Here is a 23,399-nt window from a genome sequence, read left to right as displayed (position 1 = left end):
TCTTGGGGGATCCGAACAGCTTGCCGAACCATGGCTTGCGGGGCGCGCTGTCCGGGGGCTCGCTCGCGACCGCGGGAGGGGCGATCGGCTCAGGCGCTCGCGGATCCTGCTTGGCTCGATCGGGCGTCTCGTGCTTTTTTCCGAAACCGAACATAAGGATTGTGCTTCAGGGCTCGATGATCAGGTGGCGGCGCGCGGCCGGCCAGGGTGTCGCCCAATCCTACCAGATCGCTTTTTCACTCGCCGCTCATAAAAACCTATTCAAACCAACTTGAATCTGAATAAATCTATTCACGCCGTCAACGCCCAAGCACCCGGCAAGCCGGGCGTCTGACAGGGCTCCTGCGTGCGTTTAAGGTCCGGCTTGAGCGCGTCCAGACCATACCGATCAAGGTTTTTGGCGGCATTGAGGTCACGATTCATGACGTGTCCGCAGTCACAAACCAGCGTGCGCTGTGACAGGGGCATCTCATGGAGCTGACCGCAGGCGTGACAGGTCTTGGACGAGGGGAACCACCGATCCGCAATCACGACCGTCACGCTGCGCCAGTGAGCCTTGTATTCGATCTGCCGCCGCAGCTCGCCAAAGCCGGCATCCGACACGGCGCGGGCGAGACGGCGGTTTGTCGTCATGCCTTGAACATTCAGGTCTTCGATCGAGATGACCTGATAAGTGCGGGTCAGTTTGTCGGACAGTTCGTGGAGAACCGCCTGACGCTGGTTCCTGATCCGCTGATGCAGCCGGGCCACCTTGAGCTTGGCTTTCGCTCGGCGTCGGCTGCCTTTCTGTTTGCGCGACAGATTCCGTTGCCGGCGCTTCAAGTGCTTGATGTTACGTTTGAGTGCTTTGTTTGCGGGGATCACTTCGCCGGTGCTGAGCACCGCCAGATCCTTGATCCCGAGATCCACGCCGACGGACGGCTGATCCGGCGCATGCGGGTTGTAGTCCTCGGTTTCGACCAGGATCGAGACGAAAAACCGACCGGCCTGCTTGCTGATCGTCGCCTGCTTGGTCTGGCCGGTGAACCGCAGGGGTTGGCGCATCGCGAGGCGTGACTTGAGACGTTCAATGCGCAACGTGCGCCCGTCCACGTCGAACTTGGACGGCTCGCGCAGGGCGAAGGAATCGTTGACATCCTTTTTCTTGAATCGGGGAAAGCCCGGCTCCTTTGCGCCCGCCTTGACGCGCCGGAAGAAGTGCTTAAAGGCCGTGTCCAGATCGTCAATCGCATGGCGGGTGACGCGACTGGAAACCTCGCTGTACCAGGGGAACGCGACCCGCAGCACGGTCATGTAGTGCTGATAGGCCGCCGCTTTCGACCATTTCACGCCGGGCTGACTGAAATGATCCAGCAACTGGTTGTAGCAATGCCGCCGCGCGCCGCACGCCTGATTGAGATAATTGGACTGTTCGGGTGTCGGACGCAGTTCAATCCGGTGGGCGATCAGCATGAGGCATCCACGGCTTTTTTCACGTCTTCCAACAGTTTCCGGTTCTTGCGCGAGCGTGAGCCATACAACCGCGCCGAGAAAACGGTGATGATCTCCAGCACATCGCTCGCTAGGTCTTCCTCGAAGGTGGTGTCCTCGTCCTGGTTGAGGATGACCACTTCGACTTGCTTGGCCTCGCAGATCGCGAACACCAGTTCCGCGCCGAAGCGCAGCAGGCGGTCTTTGTGGGTGATGACCAGCCGCCCAATCCGGCCTTCAATCACCTCGTCGAGCAGGCGTTTCAAGCCTTTTTTGTGACAGTTCATCCCCGACCCAAGATCGGCGATGACCTCGAAGGTCCAGCCCTGGCGGGCGCAATACAGTTCCAAGACCTGCTTTTGCCGTTCCAGATCGTCTCTCTGGTCGTGGCTGGAGACGCGCGCGTAGGCGATGGTGCGCCGGTTGGCCTCTGCCTCGGCGCGAAACAGATCCGGGCGCAGCTTGGCCAGATCATAACGACGATGCCCGCCTGCCGTATGCTCGGCAACCAGTTTGCCTTCGGCCTCCCAGCGCCGCAGCGTCGTGATCGACACGCCCAGCGTTTTGGCCGCTTCGCCTATCCCAACTAATCTATCCATAGTGAAAAGAATAAAGTAGTTATAGAGATATTTCAAGCGAACTTTTCAAACCCCTTCCGCGCCAAATGGATGGCCGTCGCGGGAACTAGCATCCGCCACCTCTTGCCCATACGGTGATTTCCGGGAAACCTTGTGCCCGCGATCCGCCCGGTCATGGACAGGATTAACAGGATTTCGCAGGATTGACAGGATTTATAAAGCGCTGTTTGTAATCCTGTGAATCTTGAAAAATCCTGTTAATCCTGTCCAACTCCGGAGCTTTCGGTCAGGTAGGGAGTTTCCCGGAAATCGCCTAAGTAGCCCGTCCATGCCAAGGTCACAGACTGGAGTCTTCATGCACCGACGATTCATCGCCCTTTTGCTCTTACTGCCGTCGCTTGGCGCGGTCGCCGCCCCGGAGGTTCTGGAGCGCCGGCTCGACAATGGTCTCAAGGTTCTGGTCAAGCCCGACCATCGGGCGCCGATCCTGACCTCGCAGATCTGGTATCGAATCGGATCCAGCTACGAGTATGGCGGCATCACCGGCGTCTCGCATGTGCTGGAGCACATGATGTTCCAGGGCACCGAGCGGCTGGCGCCCGGTGAGTTCTCGCGCATCGTCGCCGAGAACGGCGGCGAGGAGAACGCCTTCACGGGACGCGACTACACCGCCTACTACCAGAATCTGGCCAAGGATCGGCTGGAGATTTCCTTCGAGCTGGAGGCCGAGCGGATGCGGCATCTGAAGCTCGCCGAGAAGGAGTTCGCGAAGGAATTGGAGGTGGTGAAGGAGGAGCGCCGCACCCGCACCGACGACGATCCACAATCCCTGACCTACGAGCGTTTCAGCGCCGCCGCCTATGACGCCTCGCCCTATCGCAACCCCATCATCGGCTGGCCCGGCGATCTGGAACAGTTGCGCCTGGAGGACGTGCGGGACTGGTACCGGCTCTGGTACGCGCCCAACAACGCCATCCTGGTGGTCGCCGGCGACGTGAATCCGGACGAGGTCTTCGCGCTGGCCGAAAAGCATTTCGGTCCTCTCGCGGCCGAGGAAATCCGTCCCCCCAAGACCCGAGCCGAGCCGGATCAGCTTGGTGAAAAGCGTTTGCGAGTCAAGGCTCCCGCCAAGGAATCCTACCTTCTAATGGGCTACAAAACGCCCTCCATGGCGGACGCGGAGGAATCCTGGGAACCCTATGCGCTGGAGATGCTGTCCTCGCTCCTGGATGGCGGCGACAGCGCCCGCTTCGCCCGCGAACTGGTGCGGGGCTCCCAGATCGTCGCCTCCGCCGGGGCCAGCTATCGTGCCTTCGAGCGTCTGCCGGGGCTCTTCCTGTTCGACGCCGTTCCATCCAAGGGGCAGCCCATCGAGGCGGTCGAGGCGGCGTTGCGCGACCAGATCGCCCGCATTCAGTCCGAGCCGGTCAGTGGCGAGGAGTTGGAGCGGGTCCGTAATCAGGTCATCGCGGCCAAGGTCTTCGAGAGGGACTCGCTCCACTACCAGGCCATGCAGATCGGTCTGCTCGAAACCATCGGACTGGACTGGCGTCTAGCCGATACCTATGTCGAACGGCTCGCGGAGGTGACCCCCGAGCGGATCCAGGCGGTCGCCCGGAAGTATCTGGTCGCGGATCGACTCACGGTCGCGGTTCTGGATCCGCAACCACTCGATGACACAGAGCCCACGCCTACTCGCGGCGGTATGGGAGGACAGACCAATGTTCGCTGATCGATTCCTTTCCCCCATCTGGCTGGCCGCGCTGCTGCTGCCGGTCGCCGGCCTGGTCCAGGCGACGCCCGAGATCCAGACCTGGCGGACCACCAACGGGGCGCGCGTCCTCTTCGTCGCCGCCCCTGGGATTCCGATGCTGGACGTGAAGCTGGTATTCGCCGCCGGGAGCGCGCGCGATGGCGAGCGTCCTGGTCTCGCCTCCATGACGGCGGCCCTGCTCGACGAGGGCGCCGGCGATTGGGACGCGGATGCCCTGGCCGACCGGCTCGACGACGTGGGCGCGATCCTGAGCGCCGAGGTCGATCGCGACATGGCGGCGGTCGCGTTGCGCTCCCTGACCCGGCAACCCGCCCTGGATACGGCGGTCGAGACGTTCGCGACCGTGCTGGCGAGGCCGACCTTCGCTCCGGACGCGCTGGAACGGGTCCGCCGTAATCGGCTCATCGCCCTGCGCCAGGAGGAGGAGTCGCCCCGCACCGTTGGTCAGAAGGCGCTCTATCGCGCGATCTTCGGCGATCATCCATACGCGGGCGACCCATCCGGCACGCCGGAAGCCATCGCGGCGCTCGCGCGCGAGGATCTGCTGGCCTTTCACGCGCGCTATTTCGTCGGGGCGAACGCGGTGGTGGCCATGGTCGGCGATCTCGACCGGGCCGGCGCCGAGGCGCTGGCGGAGCGGATCACCGTTGGGCTGCCGGCCGGCGCGCCACCTTCCGCGCTACCCGCCGTCCCGGACCTGGCGAGCGGCACGCTGGAATCGATCCGCTTCCCTTCCAGTCAGACCACGGTGCTGGCCGGGCAGCCCGGCATGCGGCGCGGCGACCCGGACTACTTCCCGCTCCATGTCGGCAATCACATCCTCGGCGGCAGCGGTCTGGTCTCCATCCTCATGGATGAGATTCGCGAGAAACGGGGGCTCTCCTACAGCACCTACAGCTATTTCCTGCCCCTGGCACAGCCCGGTCCCTTTCTCATGGGACTCCAGACCCGCAACGACCAGGCGGATCAGGCCCGCGCGGTCCTGCTCGACACACTCAAGCGCTTCATCGCCAATGGGCCGACCGAGCAGGAGTTGACCTCGGCCAAGAAGAACATCACCGGCGGCTTTCCGCTGAAGATCGCCAGCAACGGGAACATCCTCCAGTACCTCGCCGTCATCGGATTCCATGGCCTGCCCCTGGATTATCTCGACCGCTTCAACGACCGCATCGAGTCGGTCACCGCCGAGGAGATCCGCGACGCCTTCGCGCGTCGCGTTCATCCCGAGCGGCTCGCCATCGTCACGGTCGGCGGAACTGCCGAGCCGCTGGTGTCCCAGGCCAATGGCGCGCCTTAGGAATCAACTGCGCCTCATCGGCGGCCGCTATCGTGGCCGCCGATTGACCTTCCCCGACCAGCCCGGTCTGCGACCCACGGCGGATCGGGTGCGCGAGACGCTCTTCAACTGGCTCGTGCCCGTCATCGCCGGGGCGCGCTGTCTGGATGTCTTCGCTGGCAGCGGGGCGCTCGGATTCGAGGCCGTCTCGCGGGGCGCGGCTCGGGTCGTCATGATCGAGCGCGCGCCGCCCGCCGCGCATCGGTTGCAGGCTAACGCCGAACTTCTCGGGGCCACCGGGATCCAGGTCCATCAGGCCGACGCGCTGGAATGGCTCGCCGGATCCGCGAGCCCATTCGATCTGGTATTTCTGGATCCGCCCTTCGCCGACGGACTGCTGGCTCCGGCCATCGAGCGTCTGAGCGCGCCCGGCTGGCTCGCCCCGGAGGCGCGCATCTATCTGGAGACCCCCGTTCAGTCGGGGTTTCCGCCGCTCCCGGATGACTGGGAGCTGATCCGCGACAAGACCGCCGGACAGGTCCGTTATGGGCTGGCGGTCGTGTCGGGGTCGTCCACCGCGCCTTGAGGCCGATGTGCGTGGCGAAGCGAGATCGGGGTCGCGGCGCGGCGCTGGGGATTGTGCTATGTTGCGCGCCGGCAGCGAGGCCCGACCTTCCCCGGTGACCGGGATCGGACGCCAGGCTGGCCTTGACCCCAACACCCAAGAGGATCCAGCGATTGCGCAGCGTGGTCTATCCAGGGACCTTCGATCCCATCACCAATGGTCATGTGGATCTGATCCATCGCGCGGCGCGACTGTTCGACCGGGTGGTGGTCGCGGTCGCGGCCGATACTGGAAAGGCGCCCGTCTTTTCGACCGAGGAGCGCCTGTCGCTGGTACGTGGAAGTATCATGGACCAGCCCAATGTAGAGATCGTGGCCTTCGAGGGGCTTCTCGTGAGCTTCGCGCGCAACCTCGGGGTTTCGGTCATCATGCGCGGGTTGCGCGCGGTGTCGGATTTCGAGTACGAATTCCAACTCGCGGGCATGAACCGTTACATGGCTCCGGATATCGAGACGCTCTTCCTCACCCCAGCCGAGAAATACACCTATATTTCCTCATCGTTGGTGCGCGAGATCGCCCGACTCAAGGGCGATGTCTCGGCCTTCGTCACCCCGGCGGTACAGGCGGCGTTGAAGGAGCGGTTTGGATAAGATCCGCGCGCCCCAACAACCTTAGTATTGAAAGAACGGAAGGAGAATTCCAATGTCGTTAATGATTACCGATGAATGCATCAACTGTGATGTCTGCGAGCCCGAGTGCCCCAACGGCGCGATCTCGCAGGGCGACGAGACCTATGTGATCGACCCCAACCTCTGCACCGAGTGCGTCGGGCACTACGAGACCTCGCAGTGCGTCGAGGTCTGCCCGGTCGATTGCATCATCAAGGATCCGGGTCACGAGGAGAACGAGGACGAACTGCGCGCCAAATACGAGCGCATCACGGGCGAGGGCTGATCCCGCTCGGGTCGCGACCTCGGTCCGATGCGTCGCCATCCAGGGAGCCCCGGTCTGGGGCTCCTTACCCTCTTACTGCTGGTTCTGGCGATCGCGAGCCGGGCCGGCCCCGTCACGCCCCCCAAGGCCGCGATCGCGACCGCGCACCCGCTGGCCACCGAAGCCGGTTTCTCGATCCTGGCCGATGGGGGTAACGCCTTCGATGCCGCCGTGACCATCAGCGCCGTCCTGGCGGTGGTCGAACCCTACAACTCCGGGCTCGGCGGCGGCGGTTTCTGGCTCCTGCATCGCGCCGCCGATGGCCATGAGGTGATGCTGGACGGTCGCGAGCGCGCGCCGCTGGCGGCCCACCCGGATCTCTATCTGGACGCGCGCGGCCAGTTCGTCCCCGAACTGGCGCTCGATGGTCCGCTCGCGGCGGCGATTCCCGGCCTGCCCGCCGCGTTCTGTCATCTCGCCGAGCACTATGGCCGCCTGCCGCTCGCCAAGTCCCTGGAGCCGGCCATTGGGTTGGCCCGCGATGGCTTTCCGGTCGACGAGTCCTATCGCCGCATGGCCACCTGGCGGCTGGCGGCGCTGCGTGCCTCGCCGGCGGCCTCGGCCCAGTTCCTGCCCGGCGGCGAGGTGCCGCCGCTGGGATATCTGCTGCGTCAGACGGATCTCGCGGCGACCCTGACGGCCCTGGCGACCCAGGGTTGCGACGGCTTTTACGCCGGTCCGCTGGCCGAGCGGCTGGTGTCCGGGGTGCGCGCGGCCGGAGGGATCTGGAGCCTGGAGGATCTCGCCCGATACCGCGTCGTCGAACGCGCGCCCATCGTCGCCGAATACCAGGGCTGGCGGCTGGTCAGTGCCGCGCCGCCCTCCTCGGGCGGCGTGCTCCTGGCTCAGATGCTCAACATGCTGGCCGTTCTTCCGCCGGATCAACTCAAGGGCGAGCCACGCGCCCACGCCCTGGTCGAGGTCATGCGCCGCGCCTATCGCGACCGCGCCGCCTATCTCGGCGATCCCGACCAGGTGGCGATGCCGATCGCGCGTCTGACGGATCCCGACTATGCCGCGGGCCTGATCCGCGACTACGACCCGGCGCGCGCGACACCCAGCCGGGTGGGGGATGGGTGCGAGCCCGAGACCTTCGAGGAGGGCCGCGACACCACGCATTTCTCGATCCTCGACCGGGACGGCAATCGCGTGGCCGCCACGCTCAGCATCAATTATCCCTTCGGGTCGGGCTTCGTGCCGCCTGGAACCGGGGTTCTGCTGAACGACGAGATGGACGACTTCTCCGCCCAACCAGGCGTCGCCAATGTCTACGGCCTGGTCGGCGGGGAGGCCAACGCCATCGCGCCGGGCAAGCGGATGCTCTCCAGCATGTCGCCGACATTCCTGGAGTCCGAGCGGGGCGTCGCCATCCTGGGGACGCCGGGCGGAAGCCGGATCATCGGCATGGTGCTCCAGGGTATCCTGGCCGCCGTCGAGGGCGCGCCCGTGGACGACTGGGTCGCGCGTCCCCGAATCCATCATCAATACCTGCCGGATCGGGTCGAGTACGAACCGGGCGCGCTGGACGCCGCCGGGCAAGCCGCCATGCGATCCAGGGGCCATCGACTCGAACCGGTCGAGCGCGGTTTCGGCAACATGCAGGCGATCCATTGGGACCGCGTCGGCGGCCGGGTCGAGGCCGCGAGCGATCCGCGCGGCGCCGGCCGCGCCCTGGTCCGATAGGGTCTTCCCGGCGCGGCGGTCCGGTCGTCGCCGGGTGACCTGGGCCTGGGGTTTCGCCCAATATCTTTTTCGGCCGGGCTTGCCGTCCGATCATGGCCGACCTATCCTCTTGAATCCCTGACTGAGCGGCCTTTCTTCCTTCGCCCCTGGGCGACCCCGGCCCCGTTCACTCAGCCGTTCAATTAGAAAGAGCCGCCAGCTTCCAGCCACCATCCTTTGGGACGGTGGCCACCCGCGTACGCGATTGGGGTCAGGCCCGCGACGCACCGTCCAGGCGCGCGGTCGAGGGCGGGGTGGTCGTCATCACCCCAAGACCCGAGGCGAAGCACTCTAGCGGCTCGTTCTGGACGCAATCTCTCCGAAACTCAATTCAATCTGCGGAATTCAAGCCATGCTCGCGGCAGAAACCTCGGTCGAGTACTACCTGGCACTCGGCCTCGTCATACTGGCGTTTTTCTCTCTCAATCTACTGACGCTGACCCTGGCGCGCCTGCTCGCGCCCAGCCGGCGCTTCGCGGTGGCCGCCCCGATGGAGGCCGAGCTGCCGACGGTCCTGGTGCAGCTTCCATTGTTCAACGAAGGCGAGTTGGTTGATCGCCTTCTGGCCGCCGTCATGGCGATCGACTGGCCGCGCGACCGGCTCCAGATCCAGGTTCTGGACGATAGCATCGACGGCTCGCTGGTCATCAGCCAGCGTGCCGTGGCGGCGCTTCGCCAGCAGGGCGTTCGGATCGACCTCCTGCACCGGGTCCAGCGCACGGCCTTCAAGGCCGGCGCCCTGGCGGCTGGACTGGAACGCTCCGAGGCGCCCTTCGTCGCCATCTTCGATGCCGATTTCATCCCGCCGGCCAACTTTCTGCGCCAGACGGTCGGCGCCTTGATCGCCAATCCCGAGTTCGCCTATGTCCAGACGCGCTGGGGACATCTCAATCGCGAGGAGAGCCTCCTGACCCGGATTCAGGCCCGTCTGCTCGATTCGCACTTCCGGGTCGAGCAGGAGGCGCGCTGGCGGCTCGGGCTGCCGGTGCCCTTCAACGGCACCTGCGGGCTCTGGCGCCGCGCCGCGATCGACGACGCCGGCGGCTGGGATGGCGACACCCTGACGGAGGATCTGGATCTGAGTCTGCGCGCCAGTCTGCGTGGCTGGCATTCGGGCTACATGCTGGATCTCGTCGTTCCGGGGACGCTTCCGGTCTCGGCCCGTGCCTGGCGGGTCCAGCAGTTCCGCTGGACCAAGGGTTTCGTGCAGTGTTTCATCAAGCTCATCCCCATGATCTGGCGCAGCCCCAGCCTGGCCTTCTGGCGGAAGTTGATGATCAGCTTCCAGATCGGTCAACCCCTGGCCTTCCTGGTGGGCGTGGCCTGTCTCATCCTGGGGCTGCCCTTCATGGCCGGTGCCGCGAGCGCCGGAGAGGCCCTGGGACTGTTGGCGGTCGTGACCTCGGTTCTGGGCTTTGCCGCCCCCATCGCTTTTCTCACGCTCGCGGACAGGAGCACGGGTCCGCGCCGGACGGCCACCGAGGTGCTGGGGGCCTTGGCGCTGACCAGTGGGCTCTTGCTTTCGAACGCGCGCGGCGGGCTGGAGGCCGTTCTGGGTCACCGGACCGAGTTCGTGCGCACGCCCAAGGGGCGCGACCGCAAGCCCGCGCGCGTCCTGCAATGGCGTAGCGGGATCCTGGAGCTGGGCGCCGGTCTCGGCCTGCTGGGATTCGTCCTGATCGAGCAGCCCTTCGCCGTGCTTTATCTGGCCATGTTGATCGGTGGCCTGGTCGGCGTCGGGGCGATGCAGATGCTCGACGGCGTGGCGCTGGCGAGGCCGACGATCACTCGGCCTTGAGTCGGGAAGCGTCGCTCGGCCCTGGCTGGGCCGTCTCCGCTGACGGAGTGAATGGATTCGCCTTGCGTTAGCGGATCGGCGCTTGAGCGTGCCGCTGGACTCGCGGCGCGCGATCGATAGGCGGGGAGCCATTCTTCAGTCGGATCGACGGTCGCCGCCTTGGGCGACGGGTGGGTGAGTAAGTGCGGCCTTGTCCAGACCCCTGTTCGTTCGCCGGGGCTCGTCGCGCGTCGCGTCGAAGGGATCATCACGCATGACTGGTCCCGTCCTCGCGGGTCGGTCCCATTACATCCGTTGGCTGAGTGTCCGGAGACGGGCGCCGCCCTTGATCCTCGCCGGGCTGGTGTTCCTCCTGACTGGACTCCTGGCGGCTGTCGTCGTTGGCTTGTCCGAACGCCAGCGTTTCCAGGCGCTCTGGGTGGGTGTTGAGCATTTGGCGGTTGTCCACGCGGACCGGCTGCAACGCCATCTTGAGCGTGACAGGTTCGCCGCTGATACCGCCGCCGCCTTCGTTCGGCAGGCGCGGGGCCATCCCGAGAGCTTCGCGGTCTTCCCCCGAGAACTGTTGCCTTTCCATCCGGGGCTGGTCGCCCGGCATCTCGCGCCCTCCGGTGTGGCGCGCTTTCCGCGGTCGCCCGACCCCGGAGGTCTCTCCCGGTTGACCGAGCAGGGTTACGCTTATCGCCTCTGGCGCCTGAATCCCACCACCCAGGGAATAGACGTCATCGCGACCTCCTCCGAGGCGCCGATCGAGCCGGTCGTCCGGCCGCTGATGGTTCCCAATGCCCTTTGGTTCCTGGACGTATCCCCGGTCCGAGGTTGGGACGACCCGCTGGGGCTGGGCCTCAAGGTCGCGCTGGGACTCGCCTTCAGTCTTCTGGTCGCGACCCTCGCGAAGCTGTTGATCGAGGCGCGGAGCCACGCGAAGGCGCTCGAGTCGCTGGTCGCGGAGCGAACCGGGGAGATCCTGGCGCGCGAGTCCGACCTGCGTCACGCCGAGGCGGTCGCTGGGATTGGAAGCTGGATCCATGACCTCGGCTCGGGCGCGTCCAGGGCGTCGGCGCAGGGCTACCGTCTCATCGGATTGCCCCCTGGCGAGCCATTCAGTGTCGGGCGGTTCCGCGAACAGGTGGATCCAGCCGATCGCGAACTGGTCGATCGGGCCTGGCAGGGCGCGCTTGAGGGGCGGGCCTACGAGATCGAGCATCGCGTTCAGCGCGAGGGGCGTATCCGTTGGGTCCGAAATATGGGTGAGATCGAACGGGCGGGTGATGGTTCGCCGAGCCGGGTGATCGTGACCCTGCGCGACATCACCGAGCGCCAGGCCGCGGAGCGCGAATTGCGCATTGCCGCCATCGTGTTCGAGTCCCAGGAGGGCATGCTGGTCACGGACGCCAACAATGTCATCCTGCGCGTGAATCACGCCTTCTGCGTGACGACCGGCTATGGGGCGGAGGAGGTGGTGGGCCGGACGCCGCGCTTCCTTCAGTCGGGCCGTCACGATCGCGCCTTCTACGCGATCATGTGGGATAGCGTCGCACGCGACGGCGGGTGGCGGGGCGAGGTCTGGAATCGTCGCAAGAGTGGCGAGATCTATCCGGAATGGCTCACCATCACGGCGGTCAAGGATGCCGGGGGCCGGATCACCAACTTCGTCGGCACTCACACGGATATCACCCAACGCAAGGCCGACGAGAACGAGATCCGCCACCTCGCCTTTTACGATCCACTCACCCAGTTGCCGAATCGGCGCCTGCTGATGGACCGTCTGAACCAGACTCTCGCCAACAGTATCCGCCATCACCAGCGGGGCGCCCTGCTGTTCGTCGACCTGGACAATTTCAAGACCCTCAACGACACCCATGGTCACGCCGTCGGCGATCAGTTGCTCCAGCAGGTGGCGCGGCGCCTGAGCGACGGGGTGCGGGAGGGCGATACGGTCGCTCGTCTGGGTGGCGACGAGTTCGTGGTCATGCTCCAGGGGCTCGGCGCGTCGCGCGAGGAGGCGGCCCAGGCGGCGCGGACCGTGGGCGAGAAAATCCAGGCCAGCCTCAACCGTCCCTACGCGCTCGGCGACCTGACCCACGGAAATACGCCAAGCATCGGCGTCATCCTCTTCGGCGAACCGGACGATTCCATCGACGCGCTGTTGCGTCACGCCGATCTGGCCATGTACCAGGCCAAGGCGGCGGGTCGCAACCGCCTCTGTTTCTTCGACCCGGACAGGCCGTCCGTGCTCGCGGCGCGCGCCGGCCTAGAGGAGGATTTCCGCCGGGAGTTGGAGACGGGTCAATTGATGCTTCACTATCAGCCCCAGGTCGACGACCGGGGCCGGTTGGTGGGGGCCGAGGCCCTGGTGCGCTGGAGGCACCCGAGCCATGGCTGGGTCTCTCCCGGCGAGATCCTGCGACTCGCCGAGGCGACCGGCCAGCGGCGCGCGCTGAGTCTCTGGATCCTGGACGGCGCCGGCGCGCGACTGGCGTACTGGGCCGAGCGGCCGGATTGGACGCCGCCGAGGCTGGCGATCAATATCAGCCCGGCGCAATTCCGCCATCCTGAATTCCTGTCGGATGTTCAGGAGATGCTGGCGCGCCATCGCGTGGCTCCGGGCCGGCTCATGCTGGAGATCACCGAGTCCCTGGCGCAGGGCGATCTGGCTGAAACGGCCGCCAGAATGGTGGCGCTCAAGGCCCATGGCGTCGGCTTCGCCCTGGACAACTTCGGCACCTCCTCCTGTTCGCTGACCCTCCTTCGGCAGCTTCCATTCGATCAGATCAAGATCGCCCCCGTCTTCGTTCGGCACATCCTTGAGCATCCCAATGGCGAGGTCGTCACCCGGTCCTTCATGGATCTGGCACGGGGTCTGGGTCTCGAAATCCTCGCCGAGGGCATCGAGACCGAAGAGCAGCGCGCCTTGCTCGCGCGGCACGCCTGCGATGCCTTCCAGGGCTATCTCATCGGCCGTCCCGGACCCGTCGACGCGCTCGGCGCGGCCTGAAACCGGAGGTATCGGCGAGACCTCCATCCCTTCATGTCTTTCGGGTCTTCGCGGTTCCAATGAGCGGATTCAGGTTCCTGGTCGGTTTCTCGCGGACCTCCTTCGGTCACGATTGCCTTTGCGTCCCTGGGGCTTTACGGTTCCAATAACCATATAGACATATTCGACGCGAAACTCAGACAGGAGCCTATCCAGCATGTCCAACGACCCAAAAGTCACGGATGAGGCCGACAGGGCAGCGACGCCCGGGCGATTCGAGGGCTATGTGGTCGCCATCGGCGCCTCGGCGGGCGGTCTCGACGCCCTTGAGCGGTTTTTCCAGGGAGTCCCGGCCGATACCGGTGCGGCCTATGTGGTGGTTCAGCATCTCTCGCCCGATCACAAGAGCATGATGGGCAATCTGCTGGCGCGCCATACCTCCATGCCGGTGGTGACCGTCGAGCACGACATGCGGATCGAGGCCAACCGCGTCCACCTGATTCCGCCCGCCGCCCTGATGACGGCGACCGGCGATTCGCTGCGTCTGAGCCCGAAGAATCCACGCGCTCTGACGCTCCCGATCGATCTCTTTTTCTGCTCCCTTGCCAAGGAGTTCGGCAACCACACGATCGGCGTCATCCTCTCCGGGACCGGCTCCGACGGGACCCGGGGCTCGGTGGCCATCAATGACGCCGGCGGTTTCCTGGTGGTCCAGGATCCCGAGACCGCCAAGTTCGACGGCATGCCGCGCAGCGCCATCGCGACCGGTCTGGTGGACGCCATCCTCGGCCCACAGGAGATCGGGCCGCGTCTGGTCGACCATATCCACCAGCGCCCGCAGCCCAAGACGCGCACGCCGTCCATGTCCATCGAGATCGATCGCGACAGCGCGCACGAGGAGGTCATGCACCTGTTGCAGCATTCCGGCGGCATCGATTTTCGCGAGTACAAGCCCGCGACCGTCATGCGCCGGATGGAGCGGCGCATGACGGTGCGCCAGACCCCCGATCTGCTCAACTACGTGCGCCTGCTCAGCGCCGACCGGGCCGAGCTGGCGACCCTGAGGCGCGAGCTGCTGATCCCGGTGACCAGCTTCTTCCGCGACCCGGACGCCTTCGACGTGCTGGCGGAGACCGCCATCCGCACCATCGTCGCCGACCACAGCGGCAATCAGCCGATCCGCGTCTGGGTGCCGGGCGTGGCCACCGGCGAGGAGGCCTATACCATGGCCATCCTCTTCGCGGAGGCGTTCGAGGAGGCGCGGCGCTGGCCGAACTTCAAGCTGTTCGCGACCGACGTGGAGCCGCAGAACGTCGAGGTGGCGGGCGCGGGCGTCTTCACCGAGGCGATCACGGCCGAGATCTCCCCGGAGCGGTTGGAGCAGTTCTTCGTCAAGCGCGGCAATCATTTCCTGGTCAAGACCGAGATCCGCCAGAGCATCGTCTTCGCCCGCCACAATCTGCTCGACGATCCGCCCTTCACCCGGATGGATCTGGTCTCCTGCCGCAATCTGCTCATCTATTTCAAGCCCGAGGCCCAGGAGCGCGCCCTGCGCCGGCTGCAATACGCCCTGGCGCCGGGTGGCTTCCTGTTCCTTGGGCCGAGCGAAACCATCGCCAATCTGCACACCGATTTCACGGCCGTCAGCTCCAAGCACAAGATCTACCGCATCCTGCGTCACGTCTCCCTGCCACTGGACGCGGCGAAGGTGCCACGCTCCTCGCGCCATCCGCTCGCGCCCGTGCAGACGCGCGTGGGGATGCGCGCCCAGGGCATTTCGACCGATGCCGCCGCCATCGACACGGCACAGGGGTTGCTGCTGCATGGCTACGCGCCGACCAGCCTGCTGCTGAATCAGCATCATGACCTGCTGCATGTGTTCGGCGATGTCGGCCCCTATCTGCGCATCGGCGAGGGAAGCGTCAGTCTCGATCTGTCCAAGCTCCTGCCAAGCGCCCTGGTGGCGATCGCCAAGGCGCTGCTCTATAAGGCCGCGCGCGACCGTACACCGCTGCGCTCGGACGTGATCGGTCTCGCCGCGAACGATGATGGAACCCTGCGTCTGCGCTTGGTCGCGCGACCGGTCGAGCCGCCTCAGGGCGAGCTGCATCTGCTGCTGTCGTTCGAGCCGGTCGCCTTGCCCGGACCCGATGACGTGCGGCCGCCCGAATCGACCAGTCTGAGGATGACCGTCGACGGCGCGCCGGCCTCGATCGAGACCATCAGTCTCGACCGCGAGACCAGCCAACGGATGGAGAACCTGGAGCGCGAGCTGGCCGCGACCCGCGAGAGCCTGCAAGCCACCATCGAGGAACTGGAGACCGCCAACGAGGAACTGCAGGCCACCAACGAGGAGTTGATGGCCTCCAACGAGGAGCTGCAAAGCTCCAACGAGGAGCTGCAATCGGTCAACGAGGAACTCTACACGGTCAACGCCGAGAATCAGGAGAAGATCGAGATCCTCAACCGGCTCAACGCGGACCTCGACAGCATGGCCAAGGCGGCCTCGATCGCGACCGTCTTCGTCGACGCCCAATTGCGCATCACCCGGTTCACGCCCGAGGCCACGACGCTCTTCAAGATCCGCGACGGCGATCTGGGGCGGCGCATCGACGACTTCACCAATCTCCTCCAGTATCCCGAGTTCATGACGGATCTGCGCCAGACGATCGCCAGCGGCGACATGCTGGAGCACGAGATCAACGCCGCCAACGGCCGGCATTATCTGATTCGGATCCTGCCCTATTCGGTGCGCGCCAGCGAGCCGCGCGGGGCGGTCGCGACCCTGGTGGACATCACGACCCTGCGCGATATCGAGCACCTTCAGGCGGTATTGGACTCCCTGCTGGAGCATGTCGCGGTGCTCGACACCAAGGGGATCATCACCATGGTCAATCGTGCCTGGCGCGAATTCGCGCGCGAGAACGGCGATCCCGAACTTAAAGAGACCGGGGTCGGATCCAACTATCTCGCGGCGTGCGGGGCGGACCGGCTGGGGGGCGAGCCCGAGGCCGCCGAGGCGCTCAATGGGATTCGCGAGGTGATGGCGGGCACGGCGCCTTCCTTCCGCATGGAGTACCCCTGCCATTCGTCCGACGAGCAGCGCTGGTACCTGATGCATGTCGCGCCGATCAAGCACGCGACCGAGGGGGTCGTGGTCAGCCATATCAACATCACGCACTGGGCCAATCGATCCCATGAGTGAGGGGCTGGTTTCCAGTCAGGGCGAGGAGGACGCCGAGGAGCCGGTCATCGACCTCCTCGGGCTCTCGCCGGAGGAACTGCGCGAGCGCGCGCTCGTCGCCCTGCGTCAGCATCGCTTCAATCTGGCGGACGAGCTGCTGCGCCGCGGCGACCTTGGGCTCGACGCCATGGTCGAAAACCTGCGCGTCTATCAGGCCGAGCTGGAGATCCAGAACGAGGAGCTGGTGCGCGGGCAGCAGCAGGTTCAGGAGGCGCTGGCCCGCTTTACCTCGTTCTTCAATACCCTGCCCGTCGCCGAGCTGGTGATCGACCGCAAGGGTTTGGTCAGGGAAGCCAACCTGGAGGCGCAACGGCTGTTCAATCTCAGGACCGCCCATTTCAACCAGCACTTCTTCATCCGCCTGATCGACGAGGCCGATCGCTCAAGTGTCGTCGGTGCCTGGAGCGATTTGTTCGGCGATCAATCGCTCGTCATCCCGGAGGTCCGGTTCCGGGTCTCTCGCGAGGGCGGTTTCATCGGCGATCTGCACATCGCCCCGATTCCGGGTCTCGACCCGGAGCTTCACCAGTATGTCTGCGCCATCGTCGACCGGACGGAGGCGGTGCGGCAGCGCCAGTCCCTGTTCGAGACCAGCGAGCGTCTGCGCCTCAGCGAAACCAGTCTGCGCGATCGCCTCAAGGAACTGGCCACCCTGCACCAGGTGCTGACCCTGACCGGCGAGAGCCAGGCCCCGCTTCGGGAGGTGTTGCAACGGGTGGTCGAGTGTCTGCCCTCCGGATGGCGGCACCCTGGCCTGGTCGAGGCCCGCATCCGTCTGCCGGAGGTCTCCGCGGCCACGCCTGGATTCACCGAGAGCGCCTGGATGCGCACGGTCCCCATTCCCCTGGCCGGCGGTTCGGTCGGGGATGTCACGGTGCTCTATCGCGAACTCCCTCCGGGGGAGGGCGGCGATCCCTTCCTGGTCGAGGAAGGCCAACTGCTCGATTCGGTGGCCACGCATGTCTCGGTCTATCTCGCTCGGATGCGCGACGAGGAAGGGCTCCGGGACAGTCGCGAGCGCTACCGGGTACTCGCCGATTTCAGCTCGGACTGGGAGTTCTGGCTCGGTCCCGACGGACGTTACATCTATATCTCGCCGGCCTGCGCGAGAATCTCGGGTTATCCGCCCGAGGACTTCATGGCCGATCCGGATCTCTTGCGGCGTCTGATCCCGCCGGCGGACCAGGAACGGTGGAACGACCATGCGCGGGCCTTGGAGATGGAGCCGTCCGCGGATCTGGAGTGCCTGGAGTTCCGCATCCAGTCGCGCGACGGCGCGGAGCACTGGATCGAGCACATCTGCAATCCGGTGATCCGCGAGGATGGGCGTTTCCTTGGCCGCCGCGGCGTGAATCGCGACATCACCGAGCGCAAGCGCTTCGAGGATGAGCTGAAGCGGAGCGAGGGTCTGCTTTTGGCCACCGGCCGCATGGCCAAGGTCGGTGGCTGGGAATACGACTCGGCCACCAAATCACTGCGCTGGACCTCCGGTACGCTCGATTTCATCGGCGTCGAACTGGGCGAGACACCAGGGCTGGAGGACGTTCTCACGCTCTTTCATCCCAGGGACCAGAGCGGGTTGCGCGCGGCGCTCGAGCGCGCCCTGTCGCTCGGCGAACCCTTCGACATGGAGGCCCGCCTGGCTCCGGGCGGAGATCGTCAACGCGCGGTTCAGATCACCTGCGAGCCGTTTCGGCAAGAGGACGGCGCGATCAAGCTGCTCGGCGCGGCCCAGGACATCACCATCCGCGTGGAGGCCGAGAAATCGCTTCGTCAGGCGGCGCGGGTCTTCGAGAGTACCGCCGAGGGCGTCCTGATCACGGATCCGGAGGGGCGGATCCTGGCCGTCAATCGCGCCTTCACCGAGATCACCGGCTACGACGAGTCGGAGGCCCTGGGTCGCTCGCCGCGCCTGCTGCGTTCGGGGCGTCATGGCGAATCCTTCTATCGGGCCATGTGGGAGGATCTGACGCGGACCGGTCAGTGGCGCGGCGAGATATGGAATCGTCACAAGCAGGGGCGGATCTATCCGGAGCTGCTGACGATCAGCGCCGTGCTCGATGGCGCCGGCGAGCTGACCCATTACGTAGCCGTCTTCAGCGATATCAGCCAGATCAAGCACTCCGAGGAACAGCTCGAATACCTCGCCCACCATGACCCGCTCACCGGCCTGCCCAATCGCAGTCTGTTCCAGACACGTCTGGAGCAGTGCATTCAGCGCGCCAAGCGCTATCGGCGGCGGGTCGGGCTGCTGTTCCTCGATCTGGACCGCTTCAAGGAAGTCAACGATACCCTGGGTCATCACGTCGGCGACGGCCTCCTGAAGCAGGTCGCCGAGGTTTTGTCCAGACAGGTGCGGGAGGTGGATACCATCGCCCGGCTCGGTGGCGACGAGTTCGTCATCATCCTGGAGGACATCCCCGCCGCGCGTTTCGCCGCGACCTTCGCGGACCGGGTGATGGAGGATTTCGCCCGCCCCTTCCTGGTCGAGGGCCGGGAATTGTTCATCACCGCCAGCATCGGGATCAGTCTCTATCCGGACGACGGCGCCGAGATCGAGACCCTGGTGCGCCATGCCGACATCGCCATGTATCAGGCCAAGAACGGCGGTCGCAACGGTTTCAGCTTCTTCGAGCCATCCATGTCGGAGGGCGCGGTCGAGCGGCTGCACCTGGAGCACGATCTGCGCCTCGCCATCAAGCGTGACGAATTCGTTCTGCATTATCAGCCGCAGTTGGCGCTGGACAGCGGCGAGTTGCGGGGCGTCGAAACCCTCTGTCGCTGGAATCATCCGCAGTTGGGCCTGCTGCCGCCCGAGATGTTCATCCCGCTGGCCGAGGACATCGGGCTGATCGACGAGCTTGGACTTTGGGTGCTGGATCGGGGTTGCCGCCAGATCGTCGACTGGGACCGCGCCGGATTCCGGGTGCCGCGTTTGGCCGTGAATCTCTCGGTCCGGGAGATCGAGCGACCGCGCCTGGTCTCCCAGATCCAGGAGATCCTGCAACGCACGGGGCTCGACCCGGCGCGCCTGGAACTGGAGGTCACGGAATCGAAGATCATGCGTCGCGCCGAGGCGGCGACCAGCATCCTGCGGTCACTGCGTGCTCTGGGCGTGACCCTGGCCATCGACGATTTCGGAACCGGCTACTCGTCGCTGGCCTATCTCAAGCGCCTGCCTTTGAACCGACTCAAGATCGATCGCTCCTTCATCGACCGCTTGACCCATGACCACAACGACGACGCGATCGTGCGGGCCATCATCGCGCTGGCGGACAGTCTGGGTCTGGCGGTGCTCGCCGAGGGCGTCGAGACACCCGAGCAATCCGAGTTTCTGTTTCGCGAGGGATGCGGGGAAGGACAGGGGTATCTCTACAGTCGCCCGTTAGCCGCGGAGCATTTGGTCGCGACCTGGCTGGAGGAGCGATGATTCGGTTGTCAGTTGTCAGGGATCGACCGGCCATTGACCACGGTCTTTTGCTCTTTCTGGGGTCAATGCGGCCCTGTCTTTTCCAGCATCAGCCGGCGCAGCAGTGCTCGCGGGAAACCTGGTCCCCGGTAGATGAGACCGGTATAGATCTGGACCAGATTCGCGCCGGCCTTCAGCTTGGCCAGCGCGTCCTCGGGATCCATGATGCCCCCCACGCCGATCAGGACCGGTTCGGGTCCGATCGCCTCGCGGACACTGGCCAGCAACTCGGTGCTTCGCGCCAGCAGGGGGCGGCCGGAGAGTCCGCCGCTCAAACCTTCCGTGGGGCTGATGAGTCCCTCGAAACGGATGCTGGTATTGGTGAGGATGAGCCCCGCGCCGCCCGCCTCCAGCGTGGCGCGCGCGCAGTCGATGGCGTCGGCGTCCGCTAAATCGGGGGCGAGCTTGACCAGGATCGGCCGGGGGCGCGCCAGCCGCTGATTCGGCCCCTGGATCGCCTCCAGGAGGCGCGCGACCTCGTCCACCCGTTGCAGATCGCGCAGCCCTGGGGTGTTTGGGCTCGAAATATTCACCACCACATAATCGGCCAGCTCGCCCAGCCGCTCGAAGCTTTGACGATAGTCATCGGCCGCCTGCTCGGCCGGCGTGACCTTGGACTTGCCGAGATTGACGCCGAGCGGAACCTCGGGCAGTCCGCGCGCCCGCAGCCGCTCCAGCCGCCGCGCCACGGCTTCCGCGCCGGCATTGTTGAAGCCCATGCGGTTGATCAGCGCCTCGTCGCGCACCAGTCGAAACAGCCGGGGGCGCGGGTTGCCGGGCTGGGGCCGGGCGGTGACGGTGCCGATCTCGACGAAGCCGAAGCCCAGGGATTGCCAGGCCGGGACCGCCTCGGCGTCCTTGTCCAGTCCGGCCGCGAGACCGATGGGGTTGGGGAAGCTCAGCCCCATGGCCTCGACGCTCAGGGATGGATGGCGCGCGATGTCGTGCCGGTCCAGCCGACCCGCGAAGACCGCCGACCAGCGCGACAGCAGTCCGAGCGTGAGCCGATGCGCCAGTTCCGGATCGAGACGGAAGGCCAGGGGTCTGAGAAATGGCCAGGGATCGGGTGCGCGCATGGGGCGGGGTTTCCTGTCGAGGCTGGGTTGGAGGCTGGGCGGGATGGCTCCGATGGCTAATCGAGGCGGTCCCTAATGCTATAGTTTGATTTTTCCAATCGATGCGATCCCCTGGAGGACCATCTCATGGCGGCGAAAAAGATACTGATGCTGGTCGGCGACTATGTCGAGGACTATGAGGCGATGGTGCCCTTTCAGATGCTACAGATGGTCGGACACAGCGTCCACGCGGTCTGTCCTGGAAAGATGCCGGGGGATCATGTGCGCACCGCCATCCATGATTTCGACGGCGATCAGACCTATAGCGAGAAGCCTGGACACAACTTCGCCATCAACGCCGATTTCGCCACCGTCGACCCGGCCAAGTACGACGCCCTGGTGATTCCGGGCGGGCGCGCCCCGGAGTATCTGCGTCTGAACGCGCGCGTGATCGAGATCGTCCGGCACTTCGCGGCCGGCGACAAGCCGATCGCCTCGGTCTGTCACGGTCAGCAGATCCTGGCCGCCGCCGGCGTGCTGGAAGGCCGGCAATGCACCGCCTATCCCGCCGTGCGTCCGGAGCTGGAGCGGGCCGGTGGAACCTGGTGCGAGGTCAACGAGACGGTCTCCAACGCCTATGTTGACGGCAAGCTCGTCACCGCCCCGGCCTGGCCGGCCCATCCGGAATGGATGCGCAAGTTCCTGGAGATCCTGGGCACGCGCATCGAGCCCTGATAGCGAGGATGCGTCATCGTCTCTTCGTCTACGGCACCCTGCGGCGCGGCGAGGTCAATCACTTCCGGCTCGACGGGGCGGAATGGCTCGGGGCGCATCGCACCCGGCCCTGTTTCACCCTGTTCCTGGTCGGCGCCTACCCGGGCCTGACGCTTGGCGGCTCCACGCCCATCGTCGGCGAGGTCTACGCTCTGGACAGCGCCTGTCTGCGCCGGATCGACCGGCTCGAGGACTATCCGCGGCTCTATGACCGGCGGCTCATCCCGACCTCTCATGGTCGGGCCTGGATCTACCTCTACCGGGGTCGTCTGGATGGCCGGGCGGTCATCCAGGGCGGCGACTGGAGCGCCTTCGCCGCCGATCCCGACTCACCCCGCGCCGCCGGCATCCGCCATCTCCGCGACCCCAAGACCCAGGCCCGACGCCAGGATCGGCGCACTGATCCAGAAATAGATACAAACCCAGATTTTCCGACAACTGACAACTGACAACTGACAACTGACAACTGAAAACCGACAAAGCCGAGGAGTCCGCATGTCCGAGGAAGGCCGTTTCACCATCCATCTGCGACAGCAGGAAGGCTTCCTGATCAATGTCGCCTTCGACTGGAAGCGCGTCCCCGATCTGCTGATGGACGAGCCGCCGCCGCTTGGCGAACAGCAGGGGCCGAACGCCTCGCGGATGCTGGCCGCCGCCGCCGCCAACTGTCTGAGCGCGAGCCTGCTCTACTGCGTCTTCAAGGAGGAGCCGCCGGAGAATTGTCTCAGGGCCGAGGCCACCTGCATCATGATCCGCAACGAGCGCAAGCGCTTGCGCATCGGCGGGATGGAGATCCGGCTGATCGTGAACGACCAGGTTAAGGAGTCCGCCCGTTTCGCCCGCTGCAAGACACTCTTCGAGGATTTCTGCGTGGTCTCCGCGAGCATCCGCCAGGGCATTCCGATGCGGGTGACGGTGGAGGACGAGCAGGGTCTGGTCCTCCATTCCTCCGAGTAGGGGAGCGGGCCATGGACGGAGATCGGATCCGCTCGATCGACCTGAAGCCCGCGCTGGCCGACCTTGGCCTGGCGGATCCCCGGCCCGTTCTGGTGCTGGTGCTGGTCGGCGGCGCGTCCAAGATGGCTCCTGGCGTCGGCGTGGACCTGACGCGGCTCTTCGAGGGGCTGGCGCCCCATCTCGATCGGCTGGGAGGCGCGGTGATCGATGGGGGCACGGCCTTCGGGGTCATGGCCGCGATGGGGGAGGCGCGCCGCCGTGCGCGGGCGGGCTTTCCGCTGATCGGCGTCGCGGCGCTCGGCACGGTCGCGCTGGCTAGTCTCCCCGCCCAGGCGCGTCGGGTCATGCTGGAACCGTCTCCGGGCGGCGAGCCCGGCGCGAGGCTCGATCCCAATCACTCGCATTTCCTGCTGGTCCCCGGCGCGCATTGGGGCGATGAGTCGCCCTGGATCAGCGCCGCCGCCGCGGCCCTGGCCGGGGACCGGCCCAGCCTAACCCTGGTCGCCGCCGGTGGCGAGATCACCCGGCTCGATGTCGTCGCGGGTCTGGACGCCGGTCGGCCCACGATCGTCCTGGCCGGGACCGGCGGCGTCTCGGATCTCCTGGCGGCCTGGTGGCGAACGGGCGACGCGGTTCCGGGGTTGGCGCTCGACGCGGCCCAGCGCGACCTGATCCAGGTGCTGGAGCTGGCGGAGGCGGCCGAGCAGTTGCCGGCGATCCTCCAGGACGTCCTCGGGGGCTGAAGGA

At 65.8% G+C, this 23,399-nt stretch carries 17 protein-coding genes; 14 read left to right on the top strand and 3 right to left on the bottom strand.

Features of this window, described 5'->3' with window-relative positions; genetic code table 11:
• Positions 1-291 precede the first annotated feature (291 nt).
• Positions 292-1,452, bottom strand: a complete 1,161-nt coding sequence (locus tag CKO27_RS14920; protein ID WP_200375700.1) for an RNA-guided endonuclease InsQ/TnpB family protein — start codon at positions 1,450-1,452, stop codon at positions 292-294.
• On the bottom strand, positions 1,446-2,069 hold the full coding sequence (locus CKO27_RS14915; protein ID WP_200375702.1) for an IS607 family transposase: 624 nt from the start codon (positions 2,067-2,069) through the stop codon (positions 1,446-1,448). Before CKO27_RS14915 ends, CKO27_RS14920 begins: the two co-directional genes overlap by 7 nt.
• A 334-nt stretch (positions 2,070-2,403) precedes the next feature.
• On the opposite strand from CKO27_RS14915, the gene CKO27_RS14910 reads away from it, so the two are divergent.
• The 10 genes from CKO27_RS14910 to CKO27_RS14865 all read left to right on the top strand — a co-directional run bounded on the left by CKO27_RS14910 (position 2,404) and on the right by CKO27_RS14865 (position 19,827).
• Positions 2,404-3,780: a M16 family metallopeptidase gene (locus tag CKO27_RS14910; protein ID WP_200375699.1), complete on the top strand. Its 1,377-nt coding sequence runs from the start codon at positions 2,404-2,406 to the stop codon at positions 3,778-3,780.
• Positions 3,770-5,119 (top strand): M16 family metallopeptidase, encoded by a 1,350-nt coding sequence (locus CKO27_RS14905; protein ID WP_200375698.1) that lies wholly within the window; start codon positions 3,770-3,772, stop codon positions 5,117-5,119. Before CKO27_RS14910 ends, CKO27_RS14905 begins: the two co-directional genes overlap by 11 nt.
• On the top strand, positions 5,106-5,684 hold the full coding sequence (gene rsmD, locus CKO27_RS14900; protein WP_200375697.1) for a 16S rRNA (guanine(966)-N(2))-methyltransferase RsmD: 579 nt from the start codon (positions 5,106-5,108) through the stop codon (positions 5,682-5,684). Before CKO27_RS14905 ends, rsmD begins: the two co-directional genes overlap by 14 nt.
• 152 nt (positions 5,685-5,836) lie before the next feature.
• Entirely contained in the window at positions 5,837-6,313 is a 477-nt protein-coding gene (coaD, locus tag CKO27_RS14895) for a pantetheine-phosphate adenylyltransferase (protein ID WP_200375696.1), read from the top strand.
• Positions 6,314-6,365: 52 nt separating this feature from the next.
• Positions 6,366-6,617 carry a YfhL family 4Fe-4S dicluster ferredoxin gene (locus tag CKO27_RS14890; protein ID WP_200375695.1) on the top strand — a complete coding sequence of 84 codons (252 nt, stop codon included), beginning with the start codon at positions 6,366-6,368 and terminating at the stop codon, positions 6,615-6,617.
• Between the two features lie 27 nt (positions 6,618-6,644).
• Positions 6,645-8,339, top strand: a complete 1,695-nt coding sequence (gene ggt, locus CKO27_RS14885) for a gamma-glutamyltransferase (RefSeq protein ID WP_200375694.1) — start codon at positions 6,645-6,647, stop codon at positions 8,337-8,339.
• A gap of 391 nt (positions 8,340-8,730) precedes the next feature.
• Positions 8,731-10,176 (top strand): glycosyltransferase, encoded by a 1,446-nt coding sequence (locus CKO27_RS14880; RefSeq protein WP_200375693.1) that lies wholly within the window; start codon positions 8,731-8,733, stop codon positions 10,174-10,176.
• A gap of 253 nt (positions 10,177-10,429) precedes the next feature.
• The gene (locus CKO27_RS24990) at positions 10,430-13,174 is read left to right on the top strand and encodes a putative bifunctional diguanylate cyclase/phosphodiesterase (protein ID WP_200375692.1); all 2,745 of its coding nucleotides are present in this window, start codon (positions 10,430-10,432) and stop codon (positions 13,172-13,174) included.
• Between the two features lie 196 nt (positions 13,175-13,370).
• Entirely contained in the window at positions 13,371-16,358 is a 2,988-nt protein-coding gene (locus CKO27_RS14870; RefSeq protein WP_200375691.1) for a chemotaxis protein CheB, read from the top strand.
• Positions 16,351-19,827: an EAL domain-containing protein gene (locus CKO27_RS14865; RefSeq protein WP_200375690.1), complete on the top strand. Its 3,477-nt coding sequence runs from the start codon at positions 16,351-16,353 to the stop codon at positions 19,825-19,827. Before CKO27_RS14870 ends, CKO27_RS14865 begins: the two co-directional genes overlap by 8 nt.
• A gap of 62 nt (positions 19,828-19,889) precedes the next feature.
• Here CKO27_RS14865 and CKO27_RS14860 read toward each other — a convergent pair whose 3' ends face one another.
• Complete coding sequence (locus tag CKO27_RS14860) at positions 19,890-20,942, bottom strand: quinone-dependent dihydroorotate dehydrogenase (RefSeq protein ID WP_200375689.1); 1,053 nt, start codon at positions 20,940-20,942, stop codon at positions 19,890-19,892.
• Between the two features lie 126 nt (positions 20,943-21,068).
• On the opposite strand from CKO27_RS14860, the gene CKO27_RS14855 reads away from it, so the two are divergent.
• Genes CKO27_RS14855 through CKO27_RS14840 form a run of 4 tightly spaced genes read left to right on the top strand, consistent with a single transcriptional unit; the run spans position 21,069 to position 23,395 of the window.
• A complete protein-coding gene (locus tag CKO27_RS14855) occupies positions 21,069-21,656 on the top strand; it encodes a DJ-1/PfpI family protein (RefSeq protein ID WP_200375688.1) in 588 nt (195 codons plus the stop codon).
• 8 nt (positions 21,657-21,664) lie between these two features.
• Positions 21,665-22,144, top strand: a complete 480-nt coding sequence (locus CKO27_RS14850) for a gamma-glutamylcyclotransferase family protein (RefSeq protein ID WP_200375687.1) — start codon at positions 21,665-21,667, stop codon at positions 22,142-22,144.
• A 46-nt stretch (positions 22,145-22,190) separates the two neighbouring features.
• A complete protein-coding gene (locus CKO27_RS14845; protein ID WP_200375686.1) occupies positions 22,191-22,652 on the top strand; it encodes an OsmC family protein in 462 nt (153 codons plus the stop codon).
• An 11-nt stretch (positions 22,653-22,663) separates the two neighbouring features.
• Positions 22,664-23,395: a hypothetical protein gene (locus tag CKO27_RS14840; protein WP_200375685.1), complete on the top strand. Its 732-nt coding sequence runs from the start codon at positions 22,664-22,666 to the stop codon at positions 23,393-23,395.
• Positions 23,396-23,399 lie beyond the last annotated feature (4 nt).

The sequence above is a fragment of the Thiocystis violacea genome (assembly GCF_016583575.1).
GTDB classification, from domain to species: Bacteria; Pseudomonadota; Gammaproteobacteria; order Chromatiales; family Chromatiaceae; genus Thiocystis; species Thiocystis violacea.
This window is presented reverse-complemented; position numbering and strand designations above follow the sequence as displayed.

Excerpts from the sequence above, each read along its gene's own strand:
- CKO27_RS14905 (WP_200375698.1), top strand. The coding sequence starts at position 3,770 with ATGTTCGCTGATCGATTCCTTTCCCCCATCTGGCTGGCCGCGCTGCTG.
- CKO27_RS14880 (WP_200375693.1), top strand. The coding sequence starts at position 8,731 with ATGCTCGCGGCAGAAACCTCGGTCGAGTACTACCTGGCACTCGGCCTC.
- CKO27_RS14840 (WP_200375685.1), top strand. The coding sequence starts at position 22,664 with ATGGACGGAGATCGGATCCGCTCGATCGACCTGAAGCCCGCGCTGGCC.
- CKO27_RS14845 (WP_200375686.1), top strand. The coding sequence starts at position 22,191 with ATGTCCGAGGAAGGCCGTTTCACCATCCATCTGCGACAGCAGGAAGGC.
- CKO27_RS14855 (WP_200375688.1), top strand. The coding sequence starts at position 21,069 with ATGGCGGCGAAAAAGATACTGATGCTGGTCGGCGACTATGTCGAGGAC.
- ggt (WP_200375694.1), top strand. The coding sequence starts at position 6,645 with ATGCGTCGCCATCCAGGGAGCCCCGGTCTGGGGCTCCTTACCCTCTTA.
- CKO27_RS14870 (WP_200375691.1), top strand. The coding sequence starts at position 13,371 with ATGTCCAACGACCCAAAAGTCACGGATGAGGCCGACAGGGCAGCGACG.
- CKO27_RS14910 (WP_200375699.1), top strand. The coding sequence starts at position 2,404 with ATGCACCGACGATTCATCGCCCTTTTGCTCTTACTGCCGTCGCTTGGC.
- CKO27_RS14850 (WP_200375687.1), top strand. The coding sequence starts at position 21,665 with ATGCGTCATCGTCTCTTCGTCTACGGCACCCTGCGGCGCGGCGAGGTC.
- rsmD (WP_200375697.1), top strand. The coding sequence starts at position 5,106 with ATGGCGCGCCTTAGGAATCAACTGCGCCTCATCGGCGGCCGCTATCGT.
- CKO27_RS14920 (WP_200375700.1), bottom strand. The coding sequence starts at position 1,452 with ATGCTGATCGCCCACCGGATTGAACTGCGTCCGACACCCGAACAGTCC.
- CKO27_RS14915 (WP_200375702.1), bottom strand. The coding sequence starts at position 2,069 with ATGGATAGATTAGTTGGGATAGGCGAAGCGGCCAAAACGCTGGGCGTG.
- CKO27_RS14860 (WP_200375689.1), bottom strand. The coding sequence starts at position 20,942 with ATGCGCGCACCCGATCCCTGGCCATTTCTCAGACCCCTGGCCTTCCGT.
- CKO27_RS24990 (WP_200375692.1), top strand. The coding sequence starts at position 10,430 with ATGACTGGTCCCGTCCTCGCGGGTCGGTCCCATTACATCCGTTGGCTG.
- CKO27_RS14865 (WP_200375690.1), top strand. The coding sequence starts at position 16,351 with ATGAGTGAGGGGCTGGTTTCCAGTCAGGGCGAGGAGGACGCCGAGGAG.
- CKO27_RS14890 (WP_200375695.1), top strand. The coding sequence starts at position 6,366 with ATGTCGTTAATGATTACCGATGAATGCATCAACTGTGATGTCTGCGAG.